The organism is Aquimonas sp., from assembly GCF_044377145.1.
Lineage (GTDB): Bacteria > Pseudomonadota > Gammaproteobacteria > Xanthomonadales > Xanthomonadaceae > Aquimonas.
Map to the genome: position 1 here is coordinate 22,105 of NZ_JBILJQ010000057.1, position 13,099 is coordinate 35,203.

At 67.7% G+C, this 13,099-nt stretch carries 13 protein-coding genes; 7 read left to right on the forward strand and 6 right to left on the reverse strand.

The features are described 5' to 3' along the window. Nucleotides 1-1,257: a UDP-N-acetylglucosamine 1-carboxyvinyltransferase gene (gene murA / locus ACIQ7H_RS15980; protein ID WP_395793274.1), complete on the forward strand. Its 1,257-nt coding sequence runs from the start codon at nt 1-3 to the stop codon at nt 1,255-1,257. 147 nt (nt 1,258-1,404) lie between these two features. Here murA and ACIQ7H_RS15985 read toward each other — a convergent pair whose 3' ends face one another. From ACIQ7H_RS15985 to purM, 3 genes are read right to left on the reverse strand one after another with little or no spacing between them, the layout of a single operon-like run. Then, nucleotides 1,405-2,142 carry a DUF3108 domain-containing protein gene (locus ACIQ7H_RS15985; RefSeq protein ID WP_395793276.1) on the reverse strand — a complete coding sequence of 246 codons (738 nt, stop codon included), beginning with the start codon at nt 2,140-2,142 and terminating at the stop codon, nt 1,405-1,407. Further along, nucleotides 2,133-2,780, reverse strand: coding sequence for a phosphoribosylglycinamide formyltransferase (gene purN, locus ACIQ7H_RS15990; protein WP_395793278.1), 648 nt, complete (start codon nt 2,778-2,780; stop codon nt 2,133-2,135). The genes ACIQ7H_RS15985 and purN overlap by 10 nt, the downstream gene beginning before the upstream one ends. A 4-nt stretch (nt 2,781-2,784) precedes the next feature. Next, nucleotides 2,785-3,822: a phosphoribosylformylglycinamidine cyclo-ligase gene (purM, locus tag ACIQ7H_RS15995; RefSeq protein WP_395793300.1), complete on the reverse strand. Its 1,038-nt coding sequence runs from the start codon at nt 3,820-3,822 to the stop codon at nt 2,785-2,787. A 157-nt stretch (nt 3,823-3,979) separates the two neighbouring features. Between purM and ACIQ7H_RS16000 the strand changes: the two genes are divergently transcribed. The 4 genes from ACIQ7H_RS16000 to hda are packed head-to-tail and all read left to right on the forward strand — an operon-like array spanning nt 3,980 to nt 7,606. Further along, a complete protein-coding gene (locus ACIQ7H_RS16000) occupies nt 3,980-5,074 on the forward strand; it encodes a DUF2066 domain-containing protein (RefSeq protein ID WP_395793280.1) in 1,095 nt (364 codons plus the stop codon). A gap of 8 nt (nt 5,075-5,082) precedes the next feature. After that, nucleotides 5,083-5,634, forward strand: a complete 552-nt coding sequence (locus ACIQ7H_RS16005) for a CDP-alcohol phosphatidyltransferase family protein (RefSeq protein ID WP_395793282.1) — start codon at nt 5,083-5,085, stop codon at nt 5,632-5,634. 59 nt (nt 5,635-5,693) lie between these two features. Then, complete coding sequence (locus ACIQ7H_RS16010; protein ID WP_395793284.1) at nt 5,694-6,917, forward strand: AI-2E family transporter; 1,224 nt, start codon at nt 5,694-5,696, stop codon at nt 6,915-6,917. Beyond that, nucleotides 6,914-7,606, forward strand: coding sequence for a DnaA regulatory inactivator Hda (gene hda, locus ACIQ7H_RS16015; protein ID WP_395793286.1), 693 nt, complete (start codon nt 6,914-6,916; stop codon nt 7,604-7,606). Before ACIQ7H_RS16010 ends, hda begins: the two co-directional genes overlap by 4 nt. A gap of 45 nt (nt 7,607-7,651) precedes the next feature. Here hda and ACIQ7H_RS16020 read toward each other — a convergent pair whose 3' ends face one another. From ACIQ7H_RS16020 to ACIQ7H_RS16030, 3 genes are all read right to left on the reverse strand, one after another. After that, nucleotides 7,652-8,413: an enoyl-CoA hydratase/isomerase family protein gene (locus ACIQ7H_RS16020; RefSeq protein ID WP_395793288.1), complete on the reverse strand. Its 762-nt coding sequence runs from the start codon at nt 8,411-8,413 to the stop codon at nt 7,652-7,654. A 70-nt stretch (nt 8,414-8,483) separates the two neighbouring features. Beyond that, a complete protein-coding gene (locus tag ACIQ7H_RS16025) occupies nt 8,484-10,727 on the reverse strand; it encodes a putative bifunctional diguanylate cyclase/phosphodiesterase (protein WP_395793290.1) in 2,244 nt (747 codons plus the stop codon). A 4-nt stretch (nt 10,728-10,731) separates the two neighbouring features. Then, complete coding sequence (locus tag ACIQ7H_RS16030) at nt 10,732-11,277, reverse strand: heme NO-binding domain-containing protein (protein ID WP_395793292.1); 546 nt, start codon at nt 11,275-11,277, stop codon at nt 10,732-10,734. 141 nt (nt 11,278-11,418) lie between these two features. On the opposite strand from ACIQ7H_RS16030, the gene ACIQ7H_RS16035 reads away from it, so the two are divergent. Then, a complete protein-coding gene (locus tag ACIQ7H_RS16035; protein WP_395793294.1) occupies nt 11,419-12,570 on the forward strand; it encodes a pyridoxal-phosphate-dependent aminotransferase family protein in 1,152 nt (383 codons plus the stop codon). A gap of 182 nt (nt 12,571-12,752) precedes the next feature. Then, nucleotides 12,753-12,923 (forward strand): hypothetical protein, encoded by a 171-nt coding sequence (locus tag ACIQ7H_RS16040; RefSeq protein ID WP_395793296.1) that lies wholly within the window; start codon nt 12,753-12,755, stop codon nt 12,921-12,923. Nucleotides 12,924-13,099: the final 176 nt, after the last annotated feature.

Here is a 13,099-nt window from a genome sequence, read left to right on the forward strand (position 1 = left end):
ATGGCGAAGATCCAGATCACCGGCAATGGCCCGCTCGACGGCGAAGTGTGGATTTCCGGCGCCAAGAACGCGGTGCTGCCGATCCTCTGCGCCGGCCTGCTGGCCGACGGCCCTATGGACATCGGCAATGTGCCGCACCTGCACGATGTCACCACCACGCTCGAGCTGCTGGGGCAGATGGGCGTGGCCTTGGGCATCGAAGACCGCATGCGCATCACCCTGGATGCGAGCCAGGCCAACAAGTACGTGGCGCCGTATGAGCTGGTAAAGACCATGCGCGCGTCGATCCTCGTGCTCGGTCCGCTGGTGGCGCGCTTCGGCCAGGCCGAAGTCAGCCTGCCCGGAGGCTGTGCGATCGGTTCAAGACCGGTGGATCAGCACATCCGCGGGCTGCAGGCGCTGGGTGCCGAAATCACGGTAGAGGGCGGCAATATTCGCGCCCGCGCCGGCCGCCTGAAGGGCGCGCGGATCGTGTTCGACATGGTCACCGTCACCGGCACCGAGAACATCCTGATGGCGGCGACACTGGCCGAAGGCACCTCGGTCATCGAGAACGCCGCACAGGAGCCCGAAGTCGTCGATCTCGCGCACTGTCTGCAGGCGATGGGTGCGCAGATCGAAGGCATCGGCACCAGCACTTTGACCGTCCACGGCGTCGAGCGCCTGCACGGCTGCCGCTACGACGTCATCGCCGACCGCATCGAAACCGGCACCTTCCTGATTGCTGGCGCGATCACCCGCGGTCGCGTGCTGTGCAAGCGCGCGCGCCCTGACACCCTGGATGCGGTGCTGGCCAAGCTCGAAAAAGCCGGCGCCCATATCAACACCGGGCCGGACTGGATCGAACTCGACATGCAGGGGCGCCGCCCGCGCTCGGTTGATTTCACTACCGCGCCGTATCCGGCGTTTCCGACCGATATGCAGGCGCAGTTTGCGGCGCTCAATTGCGTTGCCGAGGGCGTCGGCATTGTCACCGAGACGGTGTTCGAGAACCGTTTCATGCATATCGAAGAGCTGCGCCGGCTGGGCGCGGACATCCGCGTCGAAGGAAACTCCGCGATCATCCGCGGGGTTGAGCAGCTGACCGGCGCGCCAATCATGGCCACCGACCTGCGCGCCTCCGCCAGCCTGGTGCTGGCCGGCCTGGTCGCGCGCGGTGACACCACGGTCGACCGCATCTACCACATCGACCGCGGCTACGAGTGCATTGAAGAGAAGCTCGGTGGGCTGGGTGCGGTGATCCGGCGCTTGCCTTGAGAGCGGGGATTGCGGCCGCTTCGCGGCCTCGGGATTCGGGGTTCGCCGAAGCTAGGCCGCGGGGATTTGGGCGGCGATCTGACTTCGAAGCATCGCCGTCGGGCGCCGGCAACAGCCGGATGCTCAATTGCGAATCCCGAATCCCGATCAACGCACCTCGATCAGCCGCAACTCATAGCTGTCCTCGCCATCGTCGCGCTGCAGTACCCGCAGCGGTGCGGGCGGCAGTTGGGGGTCAATCCAGGCCGTGATCTCGCGGTCCTTGTCGGTGCGGCGGTGGTGAAGAGCGGTGGCGGTGCGTGCGCCGATCGGCACCTCGACCGCTTCCTGGCCGCGCACGCGGTAGTCGACGGTGTCGCTGTGGCCGCGGTTGACGAGGTCGAAGCTCAGCGTGGTGCCGGCTTCCGCGCCATCGCGCACGCCCTGCGCCAGCGCAAGGTTCAACAGCTGAGGATTCACAGTGCGAGCGCTGAGCGGCGCCGGGCCGGTCTGATCGTCTTTGACGTCGCCGCTCCAGCGCACCTCATTGGCGGCCCAGTCGAACGCGGTTCGAACGCTGCGCCGGCGCAGGCTGATACCGCCTTCGGCGCTGGCGCTCTGCGGCTGCAGCTGGCCGTCGATTTCGGTCAGCTCGGTCACCTCGCGCATCGAAAACCCGGACAGCCGCGCCATGCCCGAAGTGCCGCGCACTTCGGTGGTGTAGCGCCAGCGCGTGCCGTCGATGCGCTCCAGGCGCATCTCGGCCTCGCCCTGCGAGTTGCCATCGCGCAGCACTTCGTAGCGGGCCACGAAAGGCTCCAGTGGCGCTGCCGCAGCCGCATCGCCGAGATTCAATCCAAGCACCAGCAGGCCACAAGCCGCCTGGGTCACGATGTTCAAGCGCATGCCAATACCTCGGAGTCGAGCAGACGCTTTTGTGCGTCCAGAAAAAGCACGGGGCTGCCGCTGCACAATTCGCCGCGGGCGATCGCCGCAACACAGGCCAGCAACAGAGGGTGCTCGACACTGCGCACGCGCAGGCCGAGGCTGTCTTCATCGTCGTGCGCGTGTACGGGCACGCGCGCCTGCGCGACCAGCGGGCCGCCATCGAGTTCGGCAGTAACCCAGTGCACGCTGGCGCCGTGCACTGAATCGCCCGCTGCAAGGCATTGGCGGTGGGTGTGCAAGCCGCGGAACTTCGGCAGCAGGGATGGGTGCAGGTTGAGCATGCGGCCTTCGAACGACTGCGCCACAGCGGCGCTGATGATGCGCATGTATCCGGCACAGACGATGAGTTCGGGCTGAACCCCCTCGACGCGGGCGAACAGCGCGCGGTCGTGCTGCTCGCGATCGGCATAGTCCTTGGGGCTGAGCGCGCAGATCTGGATACCCGCAGCCAACGCGCGTTCGAGCGCGCGCGCGCCGGGCCGGTCGGAGAACACGCCGACCAGGTCGATGTCCAGTGCTCCGGCAGCGCGTGCGTCGAGAATCGCCTGCAGATTGCTGCCTTCGCCGGAAGCCAGCACGGCGACGCGAAGGCTCATCGGCTTATCCGATGTGGACGCGGTGTTCGCCGCTCGCGGGCACCACTTCGCCGATCCGCCAGTGGGCAAGGCCGAGCCGGTCAAGATCGGCCTCGATGATGCTGGCAGCGGCGGGATCCACCAGCAGGGTGTAGCCGATGCCGCAGTTGAAGGTGCGCCACATCTCGCGCTGCGGCACCGCGCCTTCGCGCATCAGCCAGTCGAACAGCGGCGACAGCGGCCAGCTGCTGGCGACGATGTTCAGGCCCAGACCGTCCGGCACCACGCGGATGATGTTCTCCTCCAGCCCGCCGCCGGTGATATGCGCCATCGCGTGGATGCGCTCGGGGCGGCCGTCGGGATTGTGCGCGGCCAGCAGCTCAAGCACGGGTTTGACGTAGATCGTGGTCGGCGCCATCAGCGCATCGACCAGCTTCACGCCGCCGAGGTCCAGATCGAAGGGCCGGCCCGCACGATCGACGATGCGCCGGATCAGCGAGTAGCCGTTGGAGTGCGCGCCGCTGGAGGCGATGCCGATGATCAGATCGCCAGCCTTGACCGCCGCGCCGTCGAGCAGGGCCGATTTCTCGACCGCGCCAACGCAGAAGCCAGCCAGGTCGTACTCGCCCGGCGGATACATGTCGGGCATTTCGGCGGTCTCGCCGCCGATCAGCGCACAGCCGGCCAGCTCGCAGCCGCGAGCGATGCCGCCGACCACGCTGACGGTGGTTTCGACGTCGAGCTTGCCGGTGGCGAAGTAGTCGAGGAAGAACAGCGATTCAGCGCCCTGCACCAGCACATCGTTCACGCACATGCCAACCAGATCGATGCCGATGGTGTCGTGGCGATTCAACTGCTGGGCCAGTTTGAGCTTGGTGCCGACGCCGTCGGTGCCGGACACCAGCACCGGATCGCGATACTTGCCGGACAGGTTGAACAGCGCGCCGAAGCCGCCGAGGCCGCCCATCACTTCGGGCCGGAAGGTGCGCTTGACCAAGGGCTTGATGCGCTCGACAACGGTATTGCCGGCGTCGATGTCGACGCCCGCGTCGCGATAGGTCAGGGGCTGCTGCGGGTTGCTCACGAGCGTTTCCAGGCCGGAATGCAAGCCGCGAATGATAGCAGGGCAGCAGGGTGAGGCCGGTTCGATCGAAGGCGGCCGAGCGCCGGGAGCGCGGGTTACCATTCGCCCCTTGAATCTGCCAGCCCCGGACCCGCCCGTGCACCAGCTCGCTCGCGCCACTACCGCCCGTTTCCGCGCCCGTTCCCATCGTCTCGGCATCGGCCTGCTGCTGGCCCTGCTGCCCTGTCTGGTGCTGGCGCAGATCGACCCCAACGCGCTGTACGAAGGCGAGGCTGCGGTGGCTGACCAATCCGAAGGCGCGCGCGTCGAGGCGCTGCCGCAGGCGCTGGCGGATGTGTTCGGCAAGCTCACCGGCGATGCCGCGGTGGCGCAGCAGCCGGCACTGGCCGAACGCTTGGGCAGCGCGGCCAGCCTGCTGCAGCACTACCGCTACCGCAGCGATGTGGTGACTGTGGATGGCGCACCCCAGCAGCGCTCGGTGCTGATCGCTCGATTCGATCGCGCCGGTGTCGATGCTTTGCTCAGCGCCGCCGGCATCGCGTTCTGGCCCGGCCCGCGTCCACCCGTGATGCTTTGGCTGGGCATCGACGATGGCCGCGGCCCGCGTCTGGTCGGCGAAAACCAGGCGCAGGCGGTGGCCGCCTTGAGTGGCCGCACGGCCGCGAGTGGCGTGGGACTGATCTTTCCGCTGCTCGATCTGGAAGACCAGGGCGTGGTCAATGCCGACGCGGTCTGGGCCGAGAATGTCGATGCTCTGGTTCGCGGCAGCGCCCGCTACGGCAGCCAGAGCCTGCTGTCGGGACGCCTGGAGCGCAGTGGCACCGGCTGGCGCATGAGCTGGCTGATGATCGACGGCGGAGAGGTGCTGCGGCGCTGGAGCGATGCCGGCGACGACGCCCAGAACCTGTTGGCCGCTGGCGGCACTGCGGCGGTGGCGGTGCTGACCCAGCGCTACGCCGGGCTGTCATCGATGGGCGATCCCGGCCGCTATGCGGTGCGCATCAGTGGGGTCAAGGGTGCCGAGGACTACGCCCGCGCGGTCGCCTACCTGCGTTCGCTCAGCGTGGTGCGCGGCATCGAGCTGCAGTCGGCGCAGGGTGAGCAGATGGTGCTGATGCTTGACCTCGGCGCCGGCGTCGAGGCGCTGCAGCGGGTCGCCGGTTTCGGCCAGGTGCTGCGCCCGCAGGGCAGCAGCCCGACCGGCGCCGCCGAATTCCTGCTGGAACCCTGATCAAGCGCGTGCGCCCGCAGCTTCGCCATCTGCCGAACGCGCTCACGGTGCTGCGGCTGTTGCTGGTGCCGCCGCTGGCAGTGCTGTTGCTGCGTGAGGACTACTCGACCGCGCTGTGGGTGGCCGCGATCGCCGGCCTGACCGACGCCCTCGACGGCGCGTTGGCGCGCCTGTTCGGCTGGCAGAGCTGGTTGGGCGGCGTGCTTGATCCGCTGGCCGACAAGCTGCTGCTGGTCACCGGTTACGTCTGTCTGTGGTGGCAGGGCGTCATTCCCGACTGGCTGGCGGCGCTGGTGCTGGTGCGTGATCTGGTGATTGTGGCGGGCGCCTTGGCCTACCATCGGCTGGTTCAACGGCTGCAGCCTGCGCCCAGCCTGCTTGGAAAGCTCACCACCTTCGCCCAGCTGCTGTTCCTGCTCGTCTGCCTGGTGTCGCTGGGGTCACGGCTGCAGCTTGACGGCGTCCTGCCGGCGCTGGCGCTGCTGACCGGCGCGCTGACCGTGGCGAGCGGCATCGACTATGTCGTCCGTTTCGGTGCCCGCGCGCGCGCTGAGCACTGACCCTGCCGCGCCGCTGGCCCGGTGCCGACCCAACCCAAGCAACTCGACGGAGCCCGCCGATGCGCGACACCCACAAATGGCAACTGCTGGCGCTGACGGTCCTGATCGGCGGCTTGGTCTACCTGCTGGCGCCGGTGCTGACCCCGTTCGCGGCTGCCGCCCTGTTTGCCTACCTGGGTGACCCGCTGGTCGACCGTCTGGAGGCGCGCAAACTGTCGCGCTCGACTGCCGTCAGCATCGTGTTCCTGCTGATGACCCTGGCGGTGATCGGCACTGTGCTGTTGCTGATTCCGCTGCTGCGCGGTCAGATCGATTCGTTCGGCGAGAAGCTGCCGGCCTTCGCCGAGTGGGTGCAGGGCGTGGCTTTGCCCTGGGTCGAAGCGCAGACCGGGTTCGGCCTCGATCACCTCAAAACCGACAACTTGGTCGCGCTCGCCAAGGACTACTGGCAGGAAGCCGGCACTGCGGCGGCGCAGGTGTTTGGCCAGCTTTCGCGCTCAAGCCTCGCAGTGCTGGGCTTTCTCGCCAACCTCGCCCTGGTGCCGGTGGTGACCTTTTACCTGTTGCGCGACTGGGACATCCTGGTCGCGCGGATCCGCTCGCTGCTGCCGCGCCAGGTTGAGCCGACCGTAGCCCAGCTCGCACACGAGGCCGACCAGGTGCTGGGCAGTTTCCTGCGCGGCCAGCTCAGCGTGATGCTGTCCCTCGGTGCGATCTACTCGCTGGGCCTGTGGATGGTCGGCATCGACCTCGCTCTGCTGATCGGCATGTTGGCTGGTCTGGTCAGCTTCGTGCCGTACCTGGGGATGGTGATCGGCCTTGGCGCGGCCTTGATCGCGGCGCTGGTGCAGCACGGCGATCTGTTCCATGTGGTGCTGGTCTGCGCTGTGTTTGGCGGCGGCCAGATGCTGGAGAGCTTCCTGCTGACGCCCTGGCTGGTCGGCGACAAGATCGGCATGCATCCGGTGGCGGTGATCTTCGCGATCATGGCCGGTGGTCAGTTGTTCGGTTTTCTCGGTGTGCTGCTGGCGCTGCCGGTAGCGGCGGTGGTGATGGTGGTGCTGCGCTTTCTGCATGCGCGCTACACCGAGAGCTCGCTGTACGTCGATGCTGCGGGCAGCGCGGGCAAGCGCCCGCACCGGCAGTTGGCAACGCACGCTCAGGCAGAGCAGTCAGCCAAGCCCGCACCCGCACTGGACGCCAGCGGCTCGCCCGACACACCGCGTCCACCCAAGCGTCGGCGTCGGCGCGGCCCGCGCGGCGGTGGATCGCAGCCGGCGTGAGCGTGCCGCAGCTGCCCTTGAATCTGCGTGGGCCGCGGGCGGCAGGTCTGGACGATTTCGTCGGTCACCCGCTTCTGGTCAGCCTGCTGCATGAGATCGCGCGCGCCGAGCGTGCCGATTGGTTGTTCATCGATGGACCCAAAGGCAGCGGCCGCAGTCACCTGCTGCTGGCCAGCGTGGCCGAGGCGCGGCGGCGGGCGCGCGAGGTGGTCTATCTGCCGCTGGAAACGCTTGGCCGCGCCGCGGAACAGGCCTGCGCGGCGGTCTCCGGCGAGGCCCTGGTGGCCGTGGATGATCTGCAGTGTGCGGCCGGCGATGCGGCGCTGGAGCTGGCCTTGTTCGGCCTGCACAACCGGTGTCGCGATGGTGGCGGGCAAATGCTCTACGCCGCCGATGCCGCGCCGACAGGGCTCGCGATCGAACTGCCGGATCTGCGTTCTCGACTGCAGCAGTGCAGCCGATTCTCGCTGCAGCCGCTGGACGATCAGGGCCGTCGAGAGGTGCTGCGAACGCGCGCAGCGGCGCGCGGGCTTGAGCTGGATGAAGCCGTGCTCGACTACCTGTTCCGCCGCCACTCGCGTGATCTGCAGGCGCTGACGCGGCTGCTGGAGCGGCTCGATCGCGAGAGCCTGGCCGCGCAGCGGCGCATTACCGTACCGTTTCTGCGCGCTCTGCTCGGAGCGGAGTGAGCGTGCGCAGCGGCCGGGCTCGCCGGCCGCTGCGCAGCAAACGACTTACTTGCCCAGCCGCGCGACCAGCGCCTGCAACACCGCCTGGGTTTCGGGGTGGTACCAGCCTTCGATGAAGCGGCGGATGTCCTGTGCCGCCGGGCTGTCGATGGCCTCTTGCAGCGCCTCGCGAGACATCGCGCGGGTGGTCAGCATCGCCCGCCGCGGCAGCGCCAGATGCGCGTTCAGCCAGGCCAGCGCGTGCGGCAGCACCGCGTCGGTCTCGGTCAGCGCGTCGACCAGCCCGATCTCCAGCGCGCGGCTCGAATCGATCATCTCGCCGGCCACCAGCAGGCGTTCGCCGATGCGCTCGCCGACCAGACGCTTGAACGCGTACTGGATCGGCCCCGGCACCACCAGGCCGACCTGGGTTTCATTGAGGCCGATCTTGAACGCGCCCTTGGCGCCCTCGCGCGCCATCACCCGGTAGTCGCAGAACAGGCTGATCACCGCACCGCCAGCGGGGCTGTGGCCGGTCAACGCGGCGACCACGGGTATCGGGCAGGAGGCGAGTTTCGAGCACACCTGCATGAACGCCTGCCAGGTGGCCTGCACGCCCTCGCGATCCAGGCTGAGCAGGGTGGGGACATCCAGCCCGCCTGAAAACAGGCCCGGGCTGCCCGACAGAATCAGGCCTTCGGCGCCACTTGCGGGTGCCGCGTCGATTGCCGTCAGCAGCTGGCTCAGCAGCTCGAAGTTGAAGGCATTGGCCGGTGGCCGGTTCAGGCGCAGCTCGAGCACGCGCTCATGTCGGATCTGCTCAAGCATACGTACGGCTCCGTAGGGTTTGGCCGCATAGGATAGCCGGCGCAGCGCGGTCGCGTGGTCGCAGCAGGCTTCAGCCGCTCAGCGGCAGCCTGCGGGTGGCCAGCTGCAGCACGGCATCGGCCGGCTGTGGCCGCGAGAACAGGAAGCCCTGCATCTGGTCGACACCCATCCGCACCAGCAGGGTGCGCTGGGCTTCGGTTTCCACGCCTTCGGCGACCACCGCGATGTCGAGCGAATGGCACAGCGTCACCATGCCCTGCAGCAAGCGCAGCGCATGCGTATCGGTGTCGATGTCGTCCATGAAGCAGCGATCGATCTTGATCGTGTTGAAGGGCAGTCGACGCAAGTACGCCAGCGACGAGAAGCCGGTGCCGAAGTCGTCCAGCGCCAGCTTGAAGCCCTGCTCTGAGAGTCGGCGCAGAAAATTGCGCCCAGCCTCGATGCTCTCCAGCAGAGCGCTTTCTGTCAGCTCGATCTCCAGCATGTCGTGCGGCAAACCGTGCCGGCGGCAGATGTCGACCAGCTGGGACTCGGTGTCGGGGTCGAACACCTGGCGCGGCGACAGATTCAACGCTACCGGTGTTTGCAGGCCCATGCGCAGCAGGCGCGCAGCGAAGATCGCCGCATGCTCCATCGCTATCAGGCCGAGCCGGCCGACTAGGCCGAATTCTTCCGACAGCGGAATGAAGGCTGCCGGCGACACCGGGCCCATCCGCTCGCTGTGCCAGCGCATCAGCAGCTCGTAGCCGATCACGTAGCCACCGGCACTGACCTTCGGCTGCAGCACGGTGGTCAGCGCATTGCGATCGATATCGCGGCGCAGCTCGGTGATCAGCTCCAGCCGGCGCGCTGCCTCGGTGCTGAGCTCGCCGCGGTGAAACTCGACCCGCGCACGGCCGCGTTGCTTGGCCTTGCGCATGCCGGCCTCGGCCTGCTGCATCAGCTGATCGGGGTCGCGTGAGTCTTCCGGGCACAGCGCGATGCCGACGCTGGCGGTGACGCAGAGCATGCGGTCACCCATCTGCATTGGCGCACCGATCGCGTCGATCACCTGCTGCGCCAGTCCTGCTGCGCGACCGCTGACGTCCTCACCCTGAATCAGCACGGCGAATTCGTCGCCGCTGATGCGCGCCAGTTCGTCGCGCTCGTTGGTGACATCCATCAGACGCTGGGCGGATTCGAACAGGAAGGCGTCGCCGGCGGCATGCCCCAGCGAATCGTTGATGGCGCGAAAGCCGTCGAGGTTGATCCACAGCAGGGCCAGCGGGTCGGCCTCCGCGCGGCCCATCAGCAGTTTGATCCGGCTCTCGAAGTGGACCCGGTTGACCAGACCGGTGAGTCCGTCCTGCAGGCTGGCGCGCTGTATGCGCGCCTGCACGCTGCGCTGCAAGCTCAGATCCTTGAACGTCGCCATCAGCAGCGGGCCGCCCTCGCTGGACTCGAACACCCGCGAGATCAACAGCTCAACCGGCAGCAGGCTGCGATCGCTGCGCTTCAACTCGAGTTCCTCGCGCCAGCCTTCGCCAACCTCGCCCAGCAGACGTTCGAGGCTGCTGCGATCGCCCTGCAGCAGGCTGAAGAAATGCGTACCGCTGCCGAACTTGTTGACGCCCACCAGATCATGGAAGGCCTGATTGCAGTCGCGCAGCACGCCGCGTCGATCGAGCATCAGCATCGGTTCGCGGGCGCGATCGAAGGCGTCGCTGAGCAGGCGCAGCGATTCCTCCGCTTCGCGCTGCGCAGTGACATCACGCAGGGTGCCTACCACGCGCTCGAAACCGCCATCGGTGGCGCGCTCGATTCCGCGGCCGCGCACGCGCAGCCAGCGCCAGCCGCTCGAACGCAGCAGGCGCAGGCTCAGGTCAAGCTCGCTGGTTTCGTTGTTCAGATAGGCCCGCCAGATCGACAGCGCCTGGTCGCGATCGAGCGGATGCACAGATTCCCGGTCGTCGAGCAGAACTTGCAGTGAGTTCTCGACCGTCTGCAGGCCATGCTCGCCGACCGCGCGAACTTCAACGCGACCGCTGTCGCGGCGCCATTCCCAGATGCTCTCGCCGCTGCCCCACAGCGACAGCACCAGGGAGCGCTCGATCTCTCGTGCTTGCTGCAGCGCGTCGAACAACTCGCGACTTTTGGCGCTGAGCAGATCTTCGGCCTGTTTGCGCGCACTGCGCTCGCGTTCGAGCCGGCGCTCCAGCACGGCGATGGTGGCCGCGCTGGAATCGCTGACGGTTGCGCCGCTGATCGTAGCGTCGGTCGAAGACAGGTCGTTTTCGATCGCACGCGCCGCGGGGTCTGGCGAGGAATGCTGCACGGGCTCACGCAACTCGCTGGATGTCGAAGCAGATGACCTGCGCGCCGTCGAGCTCGACCCAGCCTTGGGCGATGGTGTGGCGTTCGCCGTAGTGCGTGACTGCGCCACGGATCAGGCCCTCTGCCAGCGCGGCCATCTGTCGCGCCGAGCGGTAGGCCAGCCGCAGCCGGTTCTGGCTGCGTTCGATCACCTCGAAGCGCGGCAGCTGCGCCTGCGGATAGAGCTTGTGCACCTCGACATGGATATGGCTGTCGATGCTGGCCAGAAAATCATGCAGCGTCGGCTTTCCGGCGAAGAATTCGGGGTATCCGAGCGCGAACCGTCCGAGCAGGTGCTCGCCGAACACGCTGATCAGGGTGTCCTCTGCGAGCCCGGTTTCCATGCCCAGCGCAGCCACGATTCGGACCAGTTCGGCATGCGGGTAGTAGCCCACGGCGGTGTAGGCGCCGCCATGCGGCAGCTCGGCGCGCAGCAGCACGCGGTCGGCGAGTTCGGGTGAGAACTTTGTTTCGACCATCTCCAGCAGTTCGGTGAAAACCATGCCGAGCATTCGCGGCTCCGAGCGAGAACACGGGAGGGCCCCATGCAAGCCGTGCGCCGTATGACCTCGGCGTCTGCAGCGCACCCGCCGGCTTGACGCGCCGGAGGTCGGCTGCGAGGGTCGCAGGCTGTTGTCCAGAGCGAGTACCTCATGTCTGCCGATCCCCTTGCCATACCCGGCCCAGGTTTGCCCAGCCAGAGTTTCCAGCCGCCGCCGCGCCTGCTGCTCGGGCCCGGCCCGTCCAATGTGCATCCACGCGTGCTGGCGGCGCTGGCGCGGCCGACGATCGGCCATCTCGATCCCGCCTTCGTCGGCTTGATGGACGAGATCAAGAGCCTGTTGCGCTACGCCTTCCGCACCACCAACGCATTGACCTTTCCGGTATCGGCGCCGGGCTCGGCCGGGATGGAAACCTGCGTGGTCAATCTGGTTGAGCCGGGCGATCGAGTTGTCGTGTGCGTCAACGGCGTCTTCGGTGGCCGCATGCGCGAAAACGTGGCCCGCGCGGGCGGTGTTCCGATCGTGGTCGAAAGTGATTTCGGCCAGCCGGTCAGCGTCGACAGGGTGGAGGCCGCGCTGCGCGCCAATCCGGGCGTGAAGGCACTCGGTTTCGTGCATGCGGAGACTTCGACCGGCGCGCGCTCCGACGCGCAGGCGCTGTGTGCACTGGCGCGTGAGCATGGCGCGCTCAGCATCGTCGACGCGGTGACCAGCCTCGGCGGCATCGCGCTCGAAGTCGATGCCTGGGGCATCGATGCGATCTATTCGGGCTCGCAGAAATGCCTGTCCTGTCCGCCGGGGCTGTCGCCGGTCAGCTTCAGCCCGCGCGCCGTCGAGGCCGTGCGCGCGCGCAAGTCGCCGGTGCAGAGCTGGTTTCTGGACTTGAGTCTGGTAATGAACTACTGGCAGGGCGAAGGCGCCCGCAGCTACCACCACACCGCGCCGATCAACATGCTGTATGCCCTGCACGAATCCCTGCTGATGCTGGCCGCTGAAGGACTGGAGCAGGCCTGGGCCCGCCACGCGCAGAACCATCAGCGGCTGCGCGTCGGCCTGGAGGCGATGGGGCTGGAGCTGCTGGTGCCCGAGGCCGCCCGCTTGCCGCAGCTCAACACCGTGAAGATTCCGCCCGGTGCCGATGATCTCGCCGTGCGGCGCGCCCTGCTGCACGAGCACGGCATCGAAGTCGGTGCCGGCCTCGGCGCGCTGGCCGGCAAGGTGTGGCGGATCGGCCTGATGGGCGAGGGCAGTCGCCCCGAGTCCGTGGATCGCGTTCTGCAGGCTTTGCGCAGCGTCCTGTGACCTCCGTTACCTGAGCTGGCGCGGGCACGGTGCCAGCATCCTGCGATGTCAGCAGCAGCCCTTGGGTGCGGGAGGCTTGCGCGGCGCACGCGGCGCGCAAGCCCTGCCCGGGATCGTCTCGGTCGCAGTCACACCGGCTGCTGCGGGATGTCTGCCACCACACACCCACGGAGTTCTTCGCCATGAGCAAGCACCAACCTGTCGCCAACGCCGTTCTCTGGGCGGCCGCCATTCTGGCCTCTGCCTTGATGGGCGCCCCGCCGTTCTTCAGCCTGATTCTGTTGCCGACGCTGGCCACTTTGGCGCTGTTGAGCAACACGCGAGCCGTATCGCGCTGCCGCTCACCTGCGTAGCCGCCGACCCACCGGCCGCAGGTTTGCAAGAATCATCGGCCCGCCCGCCCTCAGCCGCGACCCGATTTCAACCCGCTCGCTGCGGGGCCTGTTCTGCGATCGTCGCGACAGAGTGCGCGAATCCCAGCCCGAAGCCTTGGTAGATGGGTTTCATCTGCGCAAACGAGAAGCGCCGC

Excerpts from the sequence above, each read along its gene's own strand:
- ACIQ7H_RS16030 (WP_395793292.1), bottom strand. The coding sequence starts at position 11,277 with ATGCTCGGCATGGTTTTCACCGAACTGCTGGAGATGGTCGAAACAAAG.
- ACIQ7H_RS16040 (WP_395793296.1), top strand. The coding sequence starts at position 12,753 with ATGAGCAAGCACCAACCTGTCGCCAACGCCGTTCTCTGGGCGGCCGCC.
- ACIQ7H_RS16035 (WP_395793294.1), top strand. The coding sequence starts at position 11,419 with ATGTCTGCCGATCCCCTTGCCATACCCGGCCCAGGTTTGCCCAGCCAG.
- ACIQ7H_RS16010 (WP_395793284.1), top strand. The coding sequence starts at position 5,694 with ATGCGCGACACCCACAAATGGCAACTGCTGGCGCTGACGGTCCTGATC.
- ACIQ7H_RS16020 (WP_395793288.1), bottom strand. The coding sequence starts at position 8,413 with ATGCTTGAGCAGATCCGACATGAGCGCGTGCTCGAGCTGCGCCTGAAC.
- purN (WP_395793278.1), bottom strand. The coding sequence starts at position 2,780 with ATGAGCCTTCGCGTCGCCGTGCTGGCTTCCGGCGAAGGCAGCAATCTG.
- murA (WP_395793274.1), top strand. The coding sequence starts at position 1 with ATGGCGAAGATCCAGATCACCGGCAATGGCCCGCTCGACGGCGAAGTG.
- ACIQ7H_RS15985 (WP_395793276.1), bottom strand. The coding sequence starts at position 2,142 with ATGCGCTTGAACATCGTGACCCAGGCGGCTTGTGGCCTGCTGGTGCTT.